The organism is Mycobacterium sp. (genome assembly GCF_035274705.1).
GTDB lineage: Bacteria > Actinomycetota > Actinomycetes > Mycobacteriales > Mycobacteriaceae > Mycobacterium.
The window spans coordinates 1-17,644 of record NZ_DATENY010000073.1 but is presented as its reverse complement, the minus strand read 5'-3'; the positions used below and the strand labels follow the sequence as shown (position 1 = coordinate 17,644).

Genomic DNA, 17,644 nt, shown 5'->3' with positions numbered 1-17,644 from the left:
ATGGGCACATTGGACGGCAAGATCGCGATCGTCACCGGCACCAGCCGCGGTGTGGGAGTGGGCATCGCACACGAACTGCTGCGCGCCGGTGCCACCGTCATCGGCTGCTCGCGCTCGAAGCTCGATGCGATACCGGGAGTCGACGCCGAGCCGGATTGGGCGCGGCGCTCGTCGCAAATGGTTTGCGACCAAGGCGATTACTGCGCCATCGACGCGTTGGTGTCCGAAGTGGCCGCGACACATGGCCGCATCGACATCCTGGTCAACAACGCGGGCGGAACGGTGCCCACGCCGCATGTCGAAGACGTGCCCGCGCTTGTACAGCAGATTCAGGGCGCGCCGCGCAGCGACGACGACTTCGAACGCACGGTGCTGTTTCACTCGTTCGCGATCCAGATGAACCTGATCAGCCCGCTGTGGTTCGCCATTCGCGTCTATCGCCAGATGCGCGACCAAGAGGGCACCGGATCGATCGTCAACATCTCCAGCGGCGCCGGGCATCCCGCCGGCTCGCCCACACTGGTGTCCTACGGTGCGGCCAAGGCGGGGCTGAACCACATGACCCGATCGCTTGCCGAGGAGTGGGGGCCTCACGTGCGCGTCAACGCGTTGGCTCTCGGTCCGACCATGACGGACAATTTTCGCAGCTTCGTACTGCCGAAAGACGATCCCGACGGCGCCGAATATTTCCGCAACGTTCCGCTGCGCCGCGCCGGCCAGCCCGCCGAGGTGGGTCGTTCCTGCGTGTTCTTGTGCAGTGGCGCAGCGGATTTCATCAACGGCACCACGATTGAGATCGACGGCGGCATGCTGCCTGGCGTGCTCTACGAGGCCGGGCTGAAAGCCATCACCGATCTGCTCTGAAGGACGCCGCATGCGACGAGTCATCCAGTTCTCCACAGGCAACGTGGGCCGCCACGCGCTTCGGACGATCATCGAGCGCCCGGATCTCGAATTGGTCGGTGTGCACGCCAACGGCGCCGACAAGATCGGGCGCGATGCGGCCGAGTTGTGTGGGCTCGACGACCGGACTGGCGTGGTGGCCACCAACGATGTCGATGCGCTGCTGGCGCTCGATGCCGACTGTGTGGTGTACACGTCGCAGGCGGAGATGCGCCCTGAGGCCGCCATCGAGGAAATCTCACAGTTCTTGGCAGCGGGCACCAATGTCGTTGGCACGTCGATGGTTTGGCTCGTCGCCCCGGAGCATGCGGACGATTGGCTGCGCACGCCGCTGGCGAACGCATGCAAGGCCGGCAACACGTCGCTCTACATCAACGGCATCGATCCCGGCTTCTCCGGTGACACCCTGGTCTACACCGCGTTGGGTCTGACCGCTCGCGCCACCGCGATCACGGTGCAGGAGGTCTTCGACTACGGCAGCTACGACGACGCCGAATTCACCGGTGTGAGCATGGGATTCGGTGCCACGCCGGATCACACGCCGATCATGTTCCAGCCGGGTGTGCTGGCGTCGCTGTGGGGTGGCCAGGTGCGCAGCCTCGCCGATGAGCTTGGCGTCGAGCTCGACGACGTTCGCGAACGCCACGAAACCTGGGTGACGCCGGAGCCGATCGAGTGCACGATGATGACAGTGCCACCGGGGCATGTGGCGGCAGTGCGTTTCGCGGTCGAAGGACGACGCGACGGCGAACGGCTCATCACGATGGAACATGTCAACCGGCTGACGGATGCCGCCGCCCCTGACTGGCCCTATCCGCCCGACGGACGCCCGGGCGTGCACCGTGTCACCGTCACCGGCGACCCCGGCGTTGAGATCAACGCGCACGTCGGGCTCGACGGTGTGGACCACAACCTGGGCGGGGTGATCGCCACCGCGGCCCGCGCGGTCAACGTGATCGAGGCGGTGTGCACCGCGGCCAGCGGACTTCTCGCCGCCAAGGATCTGCCGGCGGGATACATCCGCGGACTGATGTGGTGACGCGATGGCACCGCTGATCGCGCCGCGCCGTCCCGCCAACGGCAGCCAGTTGCGCGCGGATCGGACCCGCGCCCGGGTGATTGACGAGACCATCCGCTGCATCCTCGAAGAAGGGTTCGCCGCCGCCAGCGCCAAGCACATCACCGAACGGGCCGGCGTGACGTGGGGTGTGGTGCAGTACCACTTCGGGGACCGCGACGGTCTGCTGATGGCCGTTGTCGACAAAGGTTTCGCCGAACTGCTGGACACCCTGCATGGACTGCCGCTCGATGCTGAAAAATCCTGCGACCGAATCGAATTCATCGTCACCGCGGCGTGGGAAGCGTTCTCCAGCCCCACGTCTATGGCGGCGTTGGAGATCCTGATCGCCACGCGGGCCATGCGTGACGCAGGCGCGAGCCAACACCTCGGCGAGTTGGGCAGAGCGTTCAGCAAGCTCGGCAAGCACATTGGTGAAGGTCTTGCCGCCCGGCACGCCGCGGCGATCGGGAATCTGATCTGGGCCACTCTGCGCGGGCTGATCGTGGCGCAGTTGGTGGTTCCCGAGCCGCTGGACACCCGTCGGGAGCGTCGCGCGCTCGTCGACATGATCACCCGTTACGTCGACGGTGCGACGGCGTCTGATCGATAGCCCCGCACGCAGCAAACCGGTGCTTTATATTGAGCGGGCTTGGCACCGGTGCTCGCAAACCAGTAGCGCCGAAACGGTTCTAGACAAAGGACTCTCGACATGACATATGAGCCACCGCCGTACCCGCCTCCACCTCCGCCGTATGGCGCACCCCAGGGAGGCATCCCCGCCCAACAGCCGGACAGCAATCTGGTGTGGGGCATCCTGTGCGCGGTGCTGTGCTGCCTGCCGCTGGGCGTCGTGTCGATCGTCTACTCGAGCAAGGTGTCCGGGCTGTGGACACAGGGCCGTTACGCCGAGGCGCAGACCGCGGCCGACACCGCCAAGAAGTGGGCGATTTGGGGTGCGGTCGCCGGCGTGGTCGTCGGCATCGTCTATGCCATCATCGCCGTCGCCGCTGGCGGCTTCTCGTATATGTCCTACTCGTAATGCACGCGCGCTCGCTCGCCGCCCCGTTGGGCGTCGCCGCGGTGGCGGCGAGCGGGTGCGTGTTCGTCTGGCTGGCCAACCCGACCGTGCCGGGCGGAATCATTCCGGTGTGCCCGACCAAGGCGCTGCTGGGTATCGACTGCCCAGGCTGCGGCAGCCTGCGGATGATCTACTCCCTGCTGCATCTCGACGTCACGGCTGCCCTGCGGTACAACGCCGTGGGAATGGTGGCGGTGTTGCTGCTGGTGTGGGCATTCGGCGCATGGACCTACGGCAGGATCGTGGGTCGGCAGGTGTTCAGCTGGCAGCACCTGCGATGGTCAGCGCCGGCGGCGCTGGCCGTGACCCTGGCATGGTTTGTGGTGCGTAACTTGGGTTTTGGGCCTTTCTCCGCGCTGTACGTCTGAAGCGTTCGACATCGCGACGCGCGTTTTGCCCAGCCAACTAGACTGACCGGGTGGAATCAACCTCGCCCCGCCCCGTGTTGGTGGTCGACTTCGGTGCGCAGTATGCACAGCTGATCGCGCGGCGAGTCCGCGAAGCCAGGGTGTACTCGGAGGTCATCCCGCACACCGCAGGTGTCGAGGAGATCAAGGACAAGGATCCGCAGGCGATCGTGTTGTCGGGTGGGCCCGCCAGTGTCTACGAGGACGGGGCGCCGCAGCTGAATCCGGGAGTGTTCGATCTCGGGCTGCCGGTGTTCGGCATCTGTTACGGCTTCCAGGCGATGGCCCAGGCACTCGGCGGGATCGTCGCCAAGACCGGCACCAGCGAGTACGGCCGTACGGAGTTGAATGTCACTGGGGGACAGCTGCATTCGGATCTACCCGTCACCCAGCCGGTATGGATGAGCCACGGCGACGCCGTGACCGCCGCGCCTGACGGATTCGACGTGGTGGCCACCAGCGCCGGTGCGCCGGTGGCGGCGTTCGAGAACCGGGCGCGCCGCCTGGCGGGCGTGCAGTATCACCCCGAGGTGTTGCATTCACCACACGGACAGCAGGTGTTGAGCCGGTTCCTGCACGAGTTCGCCGGGATCGGTGCGACGTGGACCCCGGCGAACATCGCCGACTCGCTGGTCGAACAGGTCCGCAACCAGATCGGCGACGGCAGGGCCATCTGCGGTCTGTCTGGCGGTGTGGACTCCGCGGTGGCCGCGGCGCTGGTGCAACGTGCCATAGGTGACCGGTTGACCTGCGTGTTCGTCGACCACGGGCTGCTGCGCGACGGCGAGCGGGCGCAGGTGCAGCGCGATTTCGTGGCCGCCACCCGCGCCAATCTGGTCACCGTCGATGTCGCGGACCGTTTTTTGGATGCGCTCGCCGGCGTGACCAACCCGGAAGGCAAACGCAAGATCATCGGACGCGAGTTCATCCGCGCGTTCGAGGGTGCGGTGCGAGATACCTTGGGGTCCAGTGGCTCTGAAATCGAATTCCTGGTGCAGGGCACTCTGTATCCCGATGTCGTCGAATCTGGCGGCGGCACGGGCACTGCCAACATCAAGAGCCATCACAACGTCGGCGGTCTGCCCGGTGATCTGAAGTTCAAACTCGTCGAGCCGCTGCGGCTGCTGTTCAAGGACGAGGTGCGTGCGGTGGGTCGCGAGCTTGGTCTGCCCGAGGAAATCGTTGCGCGCCAACCATTCCCGGGCCCCGGTCTGGGTATCCGCATCGTCGGCGAGGTCACCGCCGCGCGGTTGGAGACGCTGCGGCGCGCCGACGCGATCGCCCGCGAAGAGCTGACCGCGGCCGGGCTGGACAACCAGATCTGGCAGTGCCCGGTAGTGCTGCTTGCCGACATCCGTTCGGTTGGAGTGCAGGGCGACGGCCGCACCTACGGCCATCCGATCGTGCTGCGGCCGGTGTCCAGCGAGGACGCCATGACCGCCGACTGGACCCGGGTGCCCTACGAAGTGCTCGAGCGCATCTCGACTCGCATCACCAACGAGGTTCCCGAGGTCAACCGGGTCGTGCTGGACGTCACCAGCAAGCCGCCCGGCACCATCGAATGGGAGTAGCCGGACGCCGCTAGACCGCCCGGCGCCGCTTGACGGTGTCGGTGGGCCGGTGTTTACTCGGTGTATCGAACATACTTTCGAACAAAGAGCGATTCGCATGATGCAGGAGGTGCTGCTGTGACGGCAGCCATGAGCCTGGACCAGCGCCAGCTTAACCGCGCTGAGCAGGTAGAACACCTGCGTCGCAAGATGGCAGCGGTATCCAGCAAGGTCGGCGGCGGGCGTCGGGGTCAAGCGCCGTCGGCCGACGTGCTCACGGACTCGGAATCTTTGCTGCCGATCCCCGAATCCCAGTCAGAACTCCTTCCGGCCTCGTTGCCGCGCGGGACGGTCGCGGTGGTATCGGGCGCCCGCTCGCTGTCGCTGAGCATGGTGGCGGCGGTGACGGCGGAAGGCGGGCATGCCGCGATCGTCGGCCAGCCCGACGTCGGCCTGCTGGCGGCGGTCGAGATGGGAGCGGATCTGAGCAGAATCGCGCTGATCCCCGAACCCGGAGCCGATCCGGTCGAGGTGGCCGCGGTGCTGATGGACGGCATGGATCTGGTGGTGCTCGGCCTTGGCGGTCGATCGGTGCCGGCCACCCGAGCGCGGGCGGTGGTGGCGCGCGCTCGGCAGAAGGGTTGCACGCTGCTGGTAACCGGTGGCGACTGGCAGGGGGCATCCACGCGGCTGGAGGCCAGGGTCTGCGGCTACGAGATCACGGGTCCCGGTCATCCAGGGATTGGCCGCATCAGCAAGGTGCGGCTGGCCATGCGGGGCAGAGGACGGTCGTTCGGCACCGGAGCCGCTCGGCCGGCGACATCAGGCCCTGTTCGTGCGGTGGGCGGATGAGGTGTCTTCCGGGTCTGCCTCTGGGACGTCGGCTCCTCGCCCAAGTGGCTCGTCGCGGGTGCTGGCCATCTGGTGCATGGACTGGCCCGCGGTCGCCGCCGCGGCCGCGGCCGACCTGACACCCACAGTGCCCGTCGCGGTCACGCTGGCCAACCGGGTCATCGCGTGCTCGGCGTCGGCGCGTGCGGCGGGCGTGCGCCGTGGGCTGCGCCGCCGGGAATCGCAGGCACGATGTCCGGAACTGCACGTCGTCACAGCCGATCCCGCGCGCGATGCCCGCCACTTCGAAGAGGTGACAGCTGCGGTGGACGACCTCGTGCCGCGGGCAGAGGTACTGCGTCCAGGGCTGCTGGTGTTGCCGGTGCGTGGAGCGGCGCGCTACTTCGGGTCCGAACAGGCCGCCGCTGAACGGCTGGTCGACGCAGTGGCCGCGGCCGGAGCCGAGTGTCAGGTCGGCATCGCCGACCAGCTGCCCACCGCCGTGTTCGCCGCACGAGCCGGACGGATCGTCGAACGAGGCAAGGATGCGGCGTTTTTGTCCGCGCTGTCGATCCGGCAACTGGCCACCGAGCCGAGCCTGGCGGCGCCAGGGCGCGAGGATCTAGCAGACCTGCTGTGGCGCATGGGAATCCGCAACATCGGTCAGTTCGCCGCGCTATCTCGCAGTGACGTTGCCTCGCGGTTCGGGGCCGACGCGGTGGCTGCGCACCGATTCGCCCGCGGTGAACCCACCCGCGGCCCGTCGGGACGTGAGCCCGCGGCCGAACTCGACGCCGTGATGAACTGCGATCCGCCGATCGAGCGGGTGGATGCCGCGGCGTTCGCCGGACGGTCGCTGGCCAGCACCCTGCACCGCAGCCTCGAGGCGTCCGGCGTCGGATGCACCAGGCTGGCCATCCACGCCGTCACCGCCAATGGCGAAGAGCTGGAACGAGTTTGGCGTTGCGCCGAGCCGCTGACCGAGGACGCCACCGCTGACCGGGTGCGCTGGCAGCTGGACGGCTGGCTCAACAGACGCAATCCGGGCGACCGGCCGACCGCGCCGGTGACGGTGATACGGCTGCGCCCGGTGGAGGTGGTTTCGGCCGAGGCGCTGCAACTACCGCTGTGGGGTGGCGTCGGTGAAGAAGATCGGCTGCGGGCCCGCCGCGCACTCGTGCGGGTTCAGGGTCTGCTCGGACCCGAGGCGGTGCAGATGCCGGTGCTCAGCGGCGGCCGCGGGCCGGCCGAACGCATCACCTTCACCCCGCTGGGCGATGAGCTCGTGCCGCGCGCCGACCCTGGTCAGCCGTGGCCGGGGCAGCTACCGGAGCCGTCGCCGACGGTGCTGCTCGACGACCCGGTCGAGCTGCTCGACGCCGACGGCAATCCCGTGCGGGTGACCGGCCGTGGGATGTTCACCGCCAACCCGTCGCGACTGTCCGCCCCGGGCAGGGAGGGCCGGCTGACGTGGTGGGCCGGGCCCTGGCCCGTCGACGAGCGGTGGTGGGACCCTGAACAAGCCAAGGCCGGACGCACCGCCAGGGCGCAGGTCCTGCTGGACGGCGATGAGCGCTCGCGACCGGCGCAAGCACTGCTGCTGTGCTACCGACAGCGGCGGTGGTACGTCGAAGGGATCTATGAATAGTTGTACACAATTGAATTGTGCGCTACTGTTGCGGGCATGGCCGCATTGAGCCTCGACCGCCAACTCTGCTTCGCCCTGTACTCGGCGTCTCGGGCGATGACGGCGGCCTACCGGCCGATCCTGACCGAACTGAACCTCACATATCCGCAGTACCTTGTGTTGCTTGTGCTGTGGGAAGAGGGGCGCGTCACCGTCGGCCGGCTGGGGGAGCGGCTGCAGCTGGACTCCGGAACGCTTTCGCCGCTGCTGAAGCGGTTGGAGGCCAACGGGTTTGTGAGCCGCGAGCGTTCGCCCGACGACGAGCGTCTGGTCGACGTAACCCTCACGGCGGCGGGCCGACGGCTCGAACACAAGGCCCAGTGCATTCCCGAGCGGCTTTTCAGCTCGACCGGGATGACCGAACGAGAAGCCGCGGACCTGCGCGACGCGGTCCGTCAACTCACCGATGCGCTCAACGCATCACAACGAAAGGAATCCGCGTGAAGACCCTCTACACCGCCGAAGCGCTCGCTACAGGAGAAGGCCGCGACGGCCACGGCCGCACGTCCGACGGCAAGCTCGACCTCGACCTTGCCATCCCGAAGGAAATGGGTGGCAGCGGCAACGGGACCAACCCCGAGCAGCTGTTCGCCGTCGGGTATGCCGCCTGCTTCCACTCCGCACTGAGGCTGGTCGGCCGGCAGGAGAAGGCCGACGTCTCGGATTCGGCTGTCGGCGCACGTGTTTCGCTCGGCCAGATCGACAACGGCGGTTTCGGACTTGCCGTCGAGCTGGAGGTCACGCTGCCCAACCTCGACCACGACACCGCGCAGCAGCTCACCGAGAAGGCGCACCAGGTCTGCCCGTACTCGAACGCCACCCGCGGCAACATCGAGGTCAAACTCGTCGTCACCGACGACTGAACCTCTCGAGACTGCGCCGTCAGCCCAGTCGCTGTGCAAACGGCCCGACGCGGGCGATGAACCGGTCGAAGAACGCGCCGGGGTCGACCTCAACGCCGATGAGCGCGTTGGCTTCTCGGCCCCAGTGCCCGCTCCAGTCGGCGACCGTCATGCCGCGGGTCAGGGTGCCGGTCAATTCCACGTCAATCGCGGCCGGCCGGCATCGCACCAGATCTGGATCCAGCGCCACGGCCGCCGCCAGGGGATCGTGCAGGTGTGCCAAATAGCCTTCGCCCTGGTCGAAGTGGAACTCGAAGTAGAACCGCATCGCGTCCTCGAGCACCCGGATCAATGGGTTCGACGCCACTGACCGGGTGCCGCGGTCGTCCAGCACGCTCATCGGCGCCGAGGACGACTCGGCCGCAATGGCAAGCCGGCTCAGTATGGCCGGTGTCATCGCGATGTTCTCGGTGAGGTTGAGCCCCAACACGATCGGAATATGTTTGGGTGGTTCGAGTCCCCACGCCGCGCCCCACACCGCGAACACCTCCGCCGCAGCCTCGGGGTCCACGCTGATGTTCCACTCGGCCACCGGCGTGGTGTTGCCGCGGTAGTCGAACGCCCCACCCATGATCACCAGCCGTCGTAGCAGTTTCGGCAGCGCCGGTTCCCGGCGCAGTGCCAGTGCCAGGTTGGTCAGCGGCCCGGTCGCCACCGCGATCAGCTCACCGGGATAGGCCTGCGCCGCGCGTACCCAGGCTTCGGCGGCGTCGTGGGCGGTGAGCTCGCGGTCGGTCGCCGGCAACGTGGCATAACCCAGCCCTTCTGGCCCGTGCGTGTCCTCAGCGGTGCGCAACGGGGCGCTGACCGGTTGTTCGGCCCCCTTGGACACCGGGACGCCGCTGGCCTGACACAACTCCATCAGGGCGAGATTGTTCTGGCAAACCTGTTGCACCGGAACGTTTCCCGCAGTCGACGCGATACCAACCACCTCGGCGTCGTCACTGGCGAACAGGTATACCAGCGCCATCGCATCGTCGACACCGGTATCGACGTCGACGAACACAGGCAGCGGAGCCGCCGGCCCCTCGGTCATCTCGCCAACGATAAGGCCGGCGGCTTGTACACGCACGGCAGGCTTGCCCGGGGCGGCGAAGCGGTCGGGGCGGCCCGCCTACCAGTGCACGCCGGGCACCAACCGCACCGCCCGCTTGATCGGCCGCGGAACGCGAAGGGATGCAACCGCGCGCGTGGGGCGTTTGGGCCTGCGTGACGGCGCGCGCCTAGCCTCGGATGGCCGCTCGGCCGTCGGCAGTCCGCGTGCGGCCGCCGAGTCCGGATAGCCCAGGTAAAGCTGATGCAGGACGCGCCGCGACAGCTTGGGCGCCATGTAGTTGCCGAAATCGGCGAGCGTGCCGACCGGGGTGTCGATCCGCGCAGGCTTTTCCACCAGACCGCGCACCACCATCGCCGCGGCATGTTCGGCGGTGATCGGGGGTACGGGGTTGAGCCGGCGCGACGGCACGATCATCGGCGTCTTCACCAGCGGCATGTGGATGTTGGTGAACGTGATGTGGTCCGACAGCGTTTCCGTCGACACCACATCGGAGAAGGCATCCAGCGCCGCCTTGCTCGGCAGATACGAGCTGTACTTCGGATTGCGCGCCTGCACGCCCGCGCTCGACACGTTGACCACATGGCCGAACCGTCGCTCGCGCCAGTGCGGCAGCAGCGCGAGCACCATCCGCACCGCGCCGAAATAGTTGACCGCCATCACCCGCTCATAGTCGTGCAGCCGGTCGGTGGAGTTGACCACCGAGCGGCGGATCGACCGCCCGGCATTGTTGACCAAGTAGTCGACGTGACCGAACTGGCCGAGGATGTCTTTGACCGTGTGCTCGACCGACGTGGACTCGGTGACGTCACAAGTGAATGCGTACGCATCCCCACCCGCGGCGCGGATCTCGGCGACCAGGTCATCAAGGGATTCGGCGTTGCGCGCCAACGCAAACACCGTCGCTCCGCGTTCGGCGACCGCGATCGCCGATGCACGTCCGATACCACTGGATGCGCCGGTGATGACCACATGCTTGCCGACAAGCGGTCCGGCGGGGTCGTCGCGGCGGGCCCGATCAGGATCCAGATGCTCGGCCCAGTACCGCCACAGCTGTGGGGCGTACGACGCGAATTCGGGAACCGTTATCCCGGTGCCACGCAACGCTTCTTGCGTGTTGTCGGACGTGAACGTGGGTGCCAGGTCGACGACGTCGAGGATCTCGGCTGGAATACCGAGCTGCGTAGCCGCCATATTCCGCCACACCTTGGCCCGCCCGCTCGCCTTCAGGAACGGCGCGGCGGTCGAACCTGGCAGAGAGCCGCGAAGTGGCGGCAAGCCCGCCGCGTCGGCCACCCCGCGGTAAATACCACGCAGCCCAATGGTTTTCGGCGCCACCAGGTGAAAGCTGTCGCCGTCACGGTCGTCGATATGCATCAACGCCACAAGCGCGTCGACGACGTAGTCGACCGGAACGATGTTGGTGCGCCCGGTGTCGGGCAGCACCATTGGCGTGAACCGGGGCAGCACCGCCAGCTTGGCCAAGAGCGGGAAGAAGTAATAGGGCCCGTCGACCTTGTCCATTTCGCCGGTACGCGAATCGCCGACGACGACCGCCGGCCGGTACACCCGATACCGCAGCCCGGGCGTAGACCGTACTAACAGCTCGGCCTCGAACTTTGTCTGGTGATACGGGGTCGGCAGGTCCTGCGCGACGTCGAAATCGTCCTCGGTGAACTCGCCGCGATAACTTCCCGCGACGGCGATCGACGACACGTGGTGCAGTGTCGCGTCCAGTCTCCGGGCCAGGTCGATCACCGCGCGGGTGCCCTCCACGTTGGCCGCCCGTTGGACAGCCTCGTCGGCGGTGATGTCGTAGATCGCGGCGCAATGCACGATGTGGTCGACGGTGCCGAGCTCGGCGACGGTCTCGTCGGACAGCCCGAGGTTCGCCGCGGTGAGGTCGCCGACCAGTGGTTTCGCCCGCTCGGCCCACTCAGCCGCCAGCTGTTCGAAGCGGGCGAGCGACTCGCGTCTAACCAGTACCCACACCTCGGCGTCCTCGCCGCGGGCCAAGATCTGCGACACCACTCGGCGGCCAATAAACCCGGTACCGCCGGTAACGACATAGCGCATGCGAGCCATGGTCACCCCTGACCGGACAAAGGTCAACTGGGCCTACTGGATGAGCGGGAGAAACTCCCGCTCACAGGGGAGACGCGGTCATCGGCGGCCGATATCGTCCGACTATGCCGATTGACCCCAATGCCATAGGTGCCAAAACAGACGCACAGCTCTTCGAATGGACCGACCGCGACACTCTGCTCTACGCGCTCGGCGTCGGCGCGGGAACCCAGGATCTGGCGTTCACCACCGAGAACAGCCACGACATCCCGCAGCAGGTGCTGCCGACCTACGCGGTCATCGCCTGCCTGCCCTTCGCGGCGGCAGGCAAGATCGGCTCGTTCAATTTCGCGATGCTGTTGCATGGGTCCCAGGAAATCCGGCTGTTCAAACCGCTGCCTGCGGCGGGCAAGCTCAGCGTGGTCGCCGAGGTCGCCGACATCCAGGACAAGGGTGAGGGCAAGAACGCGATCGTGATGTTGAAGGCGACGGGCACCGACCCGGACACGTCGGAGGTTGTCGCGGAGACGCTGATGACCGCGGTCATTCGCGGCGAGGGTGGTTTCGGCGGTCAGCCGGGGCAGCGACCCGTCGCCCCGCAGATTCCCGACCGCGAACCCGACGCCCGCGTGGCGCTGCCGACACGCGAAGATCAGGCACTGATCTATCGGCTCTCGGGCGACCGTAATCCGTTGCACAGCGACCCGTGGTTCGCGCGCCAGCTGGCCGGCTTCCCGAAGCCGATTCTGCACGGGCTGTGCACATATGGGGTCGCCGGACGGGCTTTGGTGGGCGAGCTCGGTGGCGGCGACGCGACCAAGGTCAGCGCCATCGCGGCACGGTTCACCTCGCCGGTGTTTCCCGGCGAGACGCTGACGACGTCCATCTGGCGCACAGAACCTGGACGCGCGGTGTTTCGCACCGAGGCGGCAAATCCCGATGGATCGGATGCCCGGCTGGTCCTCGAGGACGGCGCAGCAGAATACCAAGCCTGACCGCTGTCAATTGGCTGGAACTGCCGATAATCGCGGCCCGTATTGACAGGATGTCTGTAGGCGGGGTATCAGACGGGCGGTTGTTGGATGAAGTTAGTCGTCGGTTATCTGGCTACCGGTGGCGGTGCGGACGCCTTGGCGCTCGGGGTGCGGCTGGCCCGCACGCTCGGCGCCACTGTCGACGCGTGCATGATCCTGCCGCCCGATCGACCTCTTCTCGGGGCCGTCGCCGGTTATGACGAGCTGCTCTCGGAGCAGGCGGAGAAGTGGCTTGCCGAAGCGCTCGCAACGGTGCCCGACGGCGTCGAGGCGCACGGTCATGTGAGTTTCGTCGACTCCTTCGCCGACGGGCTGATTCGGGAGGTCGCACGGCTCGAGGCCGACATCATGGTGGTGGGTGGCTCGGGTGGCGGGCTGGCAGGCAGCTATTCCCTGGGTTCGGTCGTCAGCGAGCTGTTGTACTCAGCGCCGGTTCCGGTGGTCGTGGCACCACGCGGGTTGAGGGATTCGTCGGCGGATCGGGTCCGAGAAGTGACGTGTGCGATCGGACAGCGCCAAGGCGCGGATCTCTTGCTGGACACCGCAGTCCGATTCAGCAAGGCGGCGGGTACACCGCTGCGGCTGGTCTCGCTGGTGGCGCTGGATCCGACGTTCGGAAGCCTCCGCGGCGACGAAGAGGCCGTTCGTGAGCGCGCGATGGCTCACGCCCGCCAAGCGCTGGAGACGGCGAAAGCCGCACTGCCCGAAGGTTCTTCGATCACCTCCACGATCGTCGACGGATCCACCGTTGAGGATGCGGTCAACAAGCTCCAGTGGCATGACGGGGATCTGATCATGGTCGGGTCCAGCCGGCTCAGTGCGCCCAAGCGCCTGTTCCTCGGGTCGACGGCCGCAAAGATGCTGCGGGTGCTCGACGTCCCCATGATGGTCGTGCCGAGGGATCAACTCGGCACGCAGGATCTGCCTTGAGGCAACCAAGCCAAGTGATGTCGCGAGCTGTTTGCTGCGGCTGGTAGCCTTCGGATGTGCGCCGGCGCATAGCTCTATTGGAAGTCCTTGACCAGCCGATGCGCGAGAATTTCAGGGCTCAGGGTGATAATCCATGACCGCAACACGGGTTTGGCTCGCTCGCCCCGACCACTATTACTGGTTCACTGCGCTACTCGCTGCGCGCGGACTGCGGACGACGACGTCTCGCATCGTCGCGGTGATCATCTTCGGCCTCGGCGCAATTCCGGTGATCCTGATCGGCAGCGCGGTCGGTCCACAAACTCGGCTGGAACGGATCCTGGCCATCGGTGTGGCGGCCTGTTGCCTTGTCATGGCGCTGAGCTGGTTACGCCACCAATGGCCGACGAGGATCCAGTCGCTGCTGTGCGTGGTGGCCGGAACCTTCTGTATCGCCGTGGCGGCGCTCATCGTCGCCAGCCCAATCTGCGGGGTTCTCGGCGCGACGACGTTTGCTGTGCTCGGTGCCTATGTGGTGTGTTTTCACACCACGCGGCTGTTGGCCTTCACGTGGACAGTTGCCGGAATCACGTTGGGCGTGCTGTTTTTTCGGTTGGCCCACACCGATATTCCCCTGGCGGTGACGAGCATCGGCGTGGCTGCGATGGTCAACATCTTCGTTGTCTTCGCCTGCCGAGCGGCGATTCGGCTGATCCGTCCAGACGTTCATCACGGCGATATCGAGCAACTCACCGGGCTGCTGCACCGAGATGGCTTCTACCAGAAAACCGCAACGCTGTTGGCTTCTCGCAACCGCCTGGACGACCGCTATCTCGTCGTCGTTGCGGTCAACATCGACAGCTTCTCTCTTCTGCTGGGCATCGCCGGCGCACGCGGCGGCAACCAGGCGCGCGTCGCAGTCAGTGAAGCTCTGCGCGAGACCGTCCGCCACGACGCGGTGCTGGCCCACGTCGCCGAGGACGATTTCCTGATCGCCGACAGCTTCCTCACCGCCGAACCGACGGCGCTCGTCGAGCGCGTTCGCGGTTCCATCGCCACCACACCGCCACACTTCACGGCCAGTATCGGTGTCGTCAGCACGCCTCTTGGCCCGTTGACCGAGTACCCGCCGTATGACGTCCTCGACACTCTCGTCGGCATCGCGAACAACGCGATGGACGAGGCCCGTAGAGCCGGGGGTAATCAGGTCCGATACGTCGTGCGGCCCACGCTGGCGATGGGGCGCGACGAGGACAGTTCGGTCTAGTTCCTGTTCGAACTGATGTTCGATATACTGGCGGGGTGGGCTGGCATAACGGGCCGCCGAGCTGGACGGAAATGGAGCGGGTGCTCACCGGCAAGCCGCGGCGGGGTGGCGCGCCGCTGACTTGGCCGAACGGCGACGGCGGCGACAGCCCGGCCTGGTCGCGCAAGCGCGGTAGCTATCAGCCGGTCGAGCTCGACAGGCCAGGGTCGTCGGTCCCGTACGCCGAGCTGCATGCGCATTCCGCGTACAGCTTTCTCGACGGCGCCAGCACACCGGAGGAACTGGTGGAGGAGGCCGCCCGGCTCGATCTGCGCGCCATCGCGCTGACCGATCACGACGGCCTATACGGGGTGGTGCGCTTCGCCGAAGCCGCCAAGAAACTGGATGTGGCCACGGTGTTCGGCGCGGAGTTGTCGCTCGGTGGTGGCGACCGGACTGAAGTGCCCGACCCGCAGGGGCCGCACCTGCTGGTGCTCGCCCGCGGTCCGGAAGGCTACCGCCGGCTGTCACGTGAGCTCGCCAAGGCGCATCTGGCGGGCGGCGAGAAAGGCGTGCTCCACTACGATTACGACGCGCTCACAGAGGCGGCGGGCGGGCACTGGCACGTCCTGACGGGTTGCCGCAAAGGCCATGTGCGCCAAGCGCTTTCATCGGGTGGCCCCGAGGCCGCAGGTAAGGCGCTGGCTGATCTGGTGGACCGCTTCGGCCGCGACCGGGTCAGTGTCGAGTTGACCCATCACGGCCATCCTCTCGACGACGAGCGCAACGCCGCGCTGGCCGAGCTGGCACCGAAGTTCGGCGTCGGCATCGTCGCCACCACCGCCGCCCACTTCGCCGAACCGGCGCGCGGTCGGCTGGCCATGGCGATGGGAGCTATCCGGGCGCGTAACTCGATGGACGAGGCGGCTGGTTTCCTTGCGCCGCTGGGCGGATCGCACTTGCGGTCGGGGGAGGAGATGGCGCGGCTGTTCGCGCACTGCCCAGCGGTGGTGAAGGCCGCGGCCGATCTCGGCGAGCAGTGCGCGTTCGGGCTGGCATTGATCGCCCCGCAGTTGCCGCCGTTCGACGTCCCGGACGGGCACACCGAGGACAGCTGGCTGCGGCACCTGGTGATGCGGGGCGCCCGCAACCGGTACGGTCCGCCGGAGCGGGCGCCGCGCGCCTATGCCCAAATCGAGCACGAGCTGAAAGTCATTGAGAAGCTGAGGTTTCCGGGATATTTCCTGGTGGTGCACGACATCACGCGCTTCTGTCGCGAGAACAACATCCTGGCCCAGGGCAGGGGATCGGCGGCCAACTCGGCGGTCTGCTACGCGCTCGGTGTCACCAATGTCGACCCGGTCGCCAATGAGCTGCTGTTCGAACGCTTCCTGTCCCCGGCACGCGACGGCCCACCGGACATCGACATCGACATCGAATCGGATCTGCGGGAAAAGGCCATCCAGTACGTCTATGACCGTTATGGCCGCGACTATGCCGCCCAGGTCGCCAACGTCATCACCTACCGCGGCCGCAGCGCGGTGCGCGACATGGCCCGTGCGCTGGGATTCTCCCAGGGCCAGCAAGACGCGTGGAGCAAGCAGATCAGCCGGTGGAACGGTCTGGACGACTCACCCGACATCGAGGACATTCCCGAACCGGTGATCGACCTGGCGATGCAGATCCACAACCTGCCTCGCCATATGGGCATCCACTCCGGCGGCATGGTGATCTGCGACCGGCCGATCGCCGACGTGTGCCCGGTGGAATGGGCCCGGATGGAGAACCGCAGCGTCCTGCAGTGGGACAAAGACGACTGTGCGGCAATCGGTTTGGTGAAGTTCGACTTGCTCGGGCTTGGTATGCTCTCGGCGCTGCACTACGCCATCGACCTGCTCGCCGAGCACAAGGGCATCAAGGTAGACCTGGCTCGGCTGGACCTGTCCGAGCCCGCGGTGTACGAGATGCTGCAGCGCGCCGATTCCGTCGGGGTGTTCCAAGTGGAATCCCGGGCGCAGATGGCCACGCTGCCTCGGCTGAAGCCACGCGTGTTCTACGACCTGGTGGTCGAGGTCGCGCTGATCCGACCCGGTCCGATCCAGGGCGGGTCGGTGCACCCCTACATCAAGCGGCGCAACGGCATCGAACCGATCACCTATGACCATCCGTCGATGGAGTCTGCGCTGCGAAAGACGTTGGGTGTGCCGCTGTTTCAGGAGCAGCTCATGCAGCTCGCGGTCGACTGCGCGGGCTTTTCCGCCGCCGAGGCTGACCAGCTCCGGCGGGCGATGGGATCAAAGCGCTCGACCGAGCGGATGCGGCGGCTCAAGGGCCGGTTCTACGACGGAATGCGCGCGCGGCACGGCATCACTGGCGAGGTGGCCGACCGGATCTACGAGAAGCTGGAAGCCTTCGCCAATTTCGGTTTCCCGGAAAGCCATTCGCTGTCCTTCGCGTCGCTGGTGTTCTACTCCTCGTGGTTCAAGTTGCACCATCCGGCCGCGTTCTGCGCGGCGCTACTTCGGGCGCAGCCGATGGGCTTCTACTCGCCGCAGTCGCTGGTCGCCGACGCCCGCAGGCACGGCGTCACGGTGCACGGGCCCGAGGTCAATGCCAGCCTGGCCCACGCGACGCTGGAGAATGAGGGCCTCGAGGTGCGGCTCGGGTTGGGCAGTGTCCGCCACATCGGCGACGAGCTCGCCGAGCGGATGGTCGAGGAGCGAAACGTCAACGGGCCGTTTGCTTCTCTGCTTGATCTGACCAGCAGGCTGCAGCTTTCGGTACCGCAGACCGAGGCGCTTGCCACCGCTGGTGCGCTGGGCTGCTTCGGTATCACCCGTCGTGAAGGACTCTGGGCGGCCGGCGCGGCCGCCACCCAGCGTCCGGACCGGCTTCCGGGAGTGGGGTCGTCGTCGCACA

General features: G+C 66.9%; 16 protein-coding genes. 14 read left to right on the top strand and 2 right to left on the bottom strand.

What is annotated here, in order from left to right; genetic code table 11:
- From VJV41_RS16945 to VJV41_RS16900, 10 genes are all read left to right on the top strand, one after another.
- Nucleotides 1-864, top strand: a complete 864-nt coding sequence (locus VJV41_RS16945) for an SDR family NAD(P)-dependent oxidoreductase (protein WP_325335723.1) — start codon at nucleotides 1-3, stop codon at nucleotides 862-864.
- Nucleotides 865-874: 10 nt separating this feature from the next.
- Nucleotides 875-1,942, top strand: coding sequence for a dihydrodipicolinate reductase (locus tag VJV41_RS16940; protein ID WP_325335721.1), 1,068 nt, complete (start codon nucleotides 875-877; stop codon nucleotides 1,940-1,942).
- 4 nt (nucleotides 1,943-1,946) lie between these two features.
- A complete protein-coding gene (locus VJV41_RS16935; protein ID WP_325335719.1) occupies nucleotides 1,947-2,573 on the top strand; it encodes a TetR/AcrR family transcriptional regulator in 627 nt (208 codons plus the stop codon).
- 99 nt (nucleotides 2,574-2,672) lie between these two features.
- A complete protein-coding gene (locus tag VJV41_RS16930; RefSeq protein WP_325335717.1) occupies nucleotides 2,673-3,002 on the top strand; it encodes a CD225/dispanin family protein in 330 nt (109 codons plus the stop codon).
- Complete coding sequence (locus VJV41_RS16925; protein ID WP_325335715.1) at nucleotides 3,002-3,409, top strand: DUF2752 domain-containing protein; 408 nt, start codon at nucleotides 3,002-3,004, stop codon at nucleotides 3,407-3,409. The genes VJV41_RS16930 and VJV41_RS16925 overlap by 1 nt, the downstream gene beginning before the upstream one ends.
- A 50-nt stretch (nucleotides 3,410-3,459) precedes the next feature.
- A complete protein-coding gene (gene guaA / locus VJV41_RS16920; protein WP_325335713.1) occupies nucleotides 3,460-5,019 on the top strand; it encodes a glutamine-hydrolyzing GMP synthase in 1,560 nt (519 codons plus the stop codon).
- Between the two features lie 117 nt (nucleotides 5,020-5,136).
- Nucleotides 5,137-5,850, top strand: a complete 714-nt coding sequence (locus tag VJV41_RS16915; protein ID WP_414684981.1) for a hypothetical protein — start codon at nucleotides 5,137-5,139, stop codon at nucleotides 5,848-5,850.
- A 76-nt stretch (nucleotides 5,851-5,926) separates the two neighbouring features.
- On the top strand, nucleotides 5,927-7,477 hold the full coding sequence (locus VJV41_RS16910) for a DNA polymerase Y family protein (protein ID WP_325335711.1): 1,551 nt from the start codon (nucleotides 5,927-5,929) through the stop codon (nucleotides 7,475-7,477).
- Between the two features lie 36 nt (nucleotides 7,478-7,513).
- On the top strand, nucleotides 7,514-7,960 hold the full coding sequence (locus tag VJV41_RS16905; RefSeq protein ID WP_325335709.1) for a MarR family transcriptional regulator: 447 nt from the start codon (nucleotides 7,514-7,516) through the stop codon (nucleotides 7,958-7,960).
- Nucleotides 7,957-8,379, top strand: coding sequence for an organic hydroperoxide resistance protein (locus tag VJV41_RS16900; protein ID WP_325335707.1), 423 nt, complete (start codon nucleotides 7,957-7,959; stop codon nucleotides 8,377-8,379). Before VJV41_RS16905 ends, VJV41_RS16900 begins: the two co-directional genes overlap by 4 nt.
- Before the next feature lie 19 nt (nucleotides 8,380-8,398).
- Here VJV41_RS16900 and VJV41_RS16895 read toward each other — a convergent pair whose 3' ends face one another.
- Together VJV41_RS16895 and VJV41_RS16890 are read right to left on the bottom strand one after the other, a co-directional pair.
- Entirely contained in the window at nucleotides 8,399-9,454 is a 1,056-nt protein-coding gene (locus VJV41_RS16895; protein WP_325335705.1) for a nucleoside hydrolase, read from the bottom strand.
- A gap of 78 nt (nucleotides 9,455-9,532) precedes the next feature.
- Nucleotides 9,533-11,548, bottom strand: coding sequence for an SDR family oxidoreductase (locus VJV41_RS16890; RefSeq protein ID WP_325335703.1), 2,016 nt, complete (start codon nucleotides 11,546-11,548; stop codon nucleotides 9,533-9,535).
- 113 nt (nucleotides 11,549-11,661) lie between these two features.
- Between VJV41_RS16890 and VJV41_RS16885 the strand changes: the two genes are divergently transcribed.
- The 4 genes from VJV41_RS16885 to VJV41_RS16870 all read left to right on the top strand — a co-directional run.
- Complete coding sequence (locus tag VJV41_RS16885; protein WP_325335701.1) at nucleotides 11,662-12,531, top strand: MaoC/PaaZ C-terminal domain-containing protein; 870 nt, start codon at nucleotides 11,662-11,664, stop codon at nucleotides 12,529-12,531.
- An 87-nt stretch (nucleotides 12,532-12,618) separates the two neighbouring features.
- Entirely contained in the window at nucleotides 12,619-13,500 is an 882-nt protein-coding gene (locus VJV41_RS16880) for a universal stress protein (RefSeq protein WP_325335699.1), read from the top strand.
- 133 nt (nucleotides 13,501-13,633) lie between these two features.
- A complete protein-coding gene (locus VJV41_RS16875) occupies nucleotides 13,634-14,746 on the top strand; it encodes a GGDEF domain-containing protein (RefSeq protein ID WP_325335697.1) in 1,113 nt (370 codons plus the stop codon).
- A 35-nt stretch (nucleotides 14,747-14,781) separates the two neighbouring features.
- On the top strand, nucleotides 14,782-17,644 hold a 2,863-nt coding region (locus tag VJV41_RS16870), incomplete at its 3' end, for an error-prone DNA polymerase (RefSeq protein WP_325335695.1).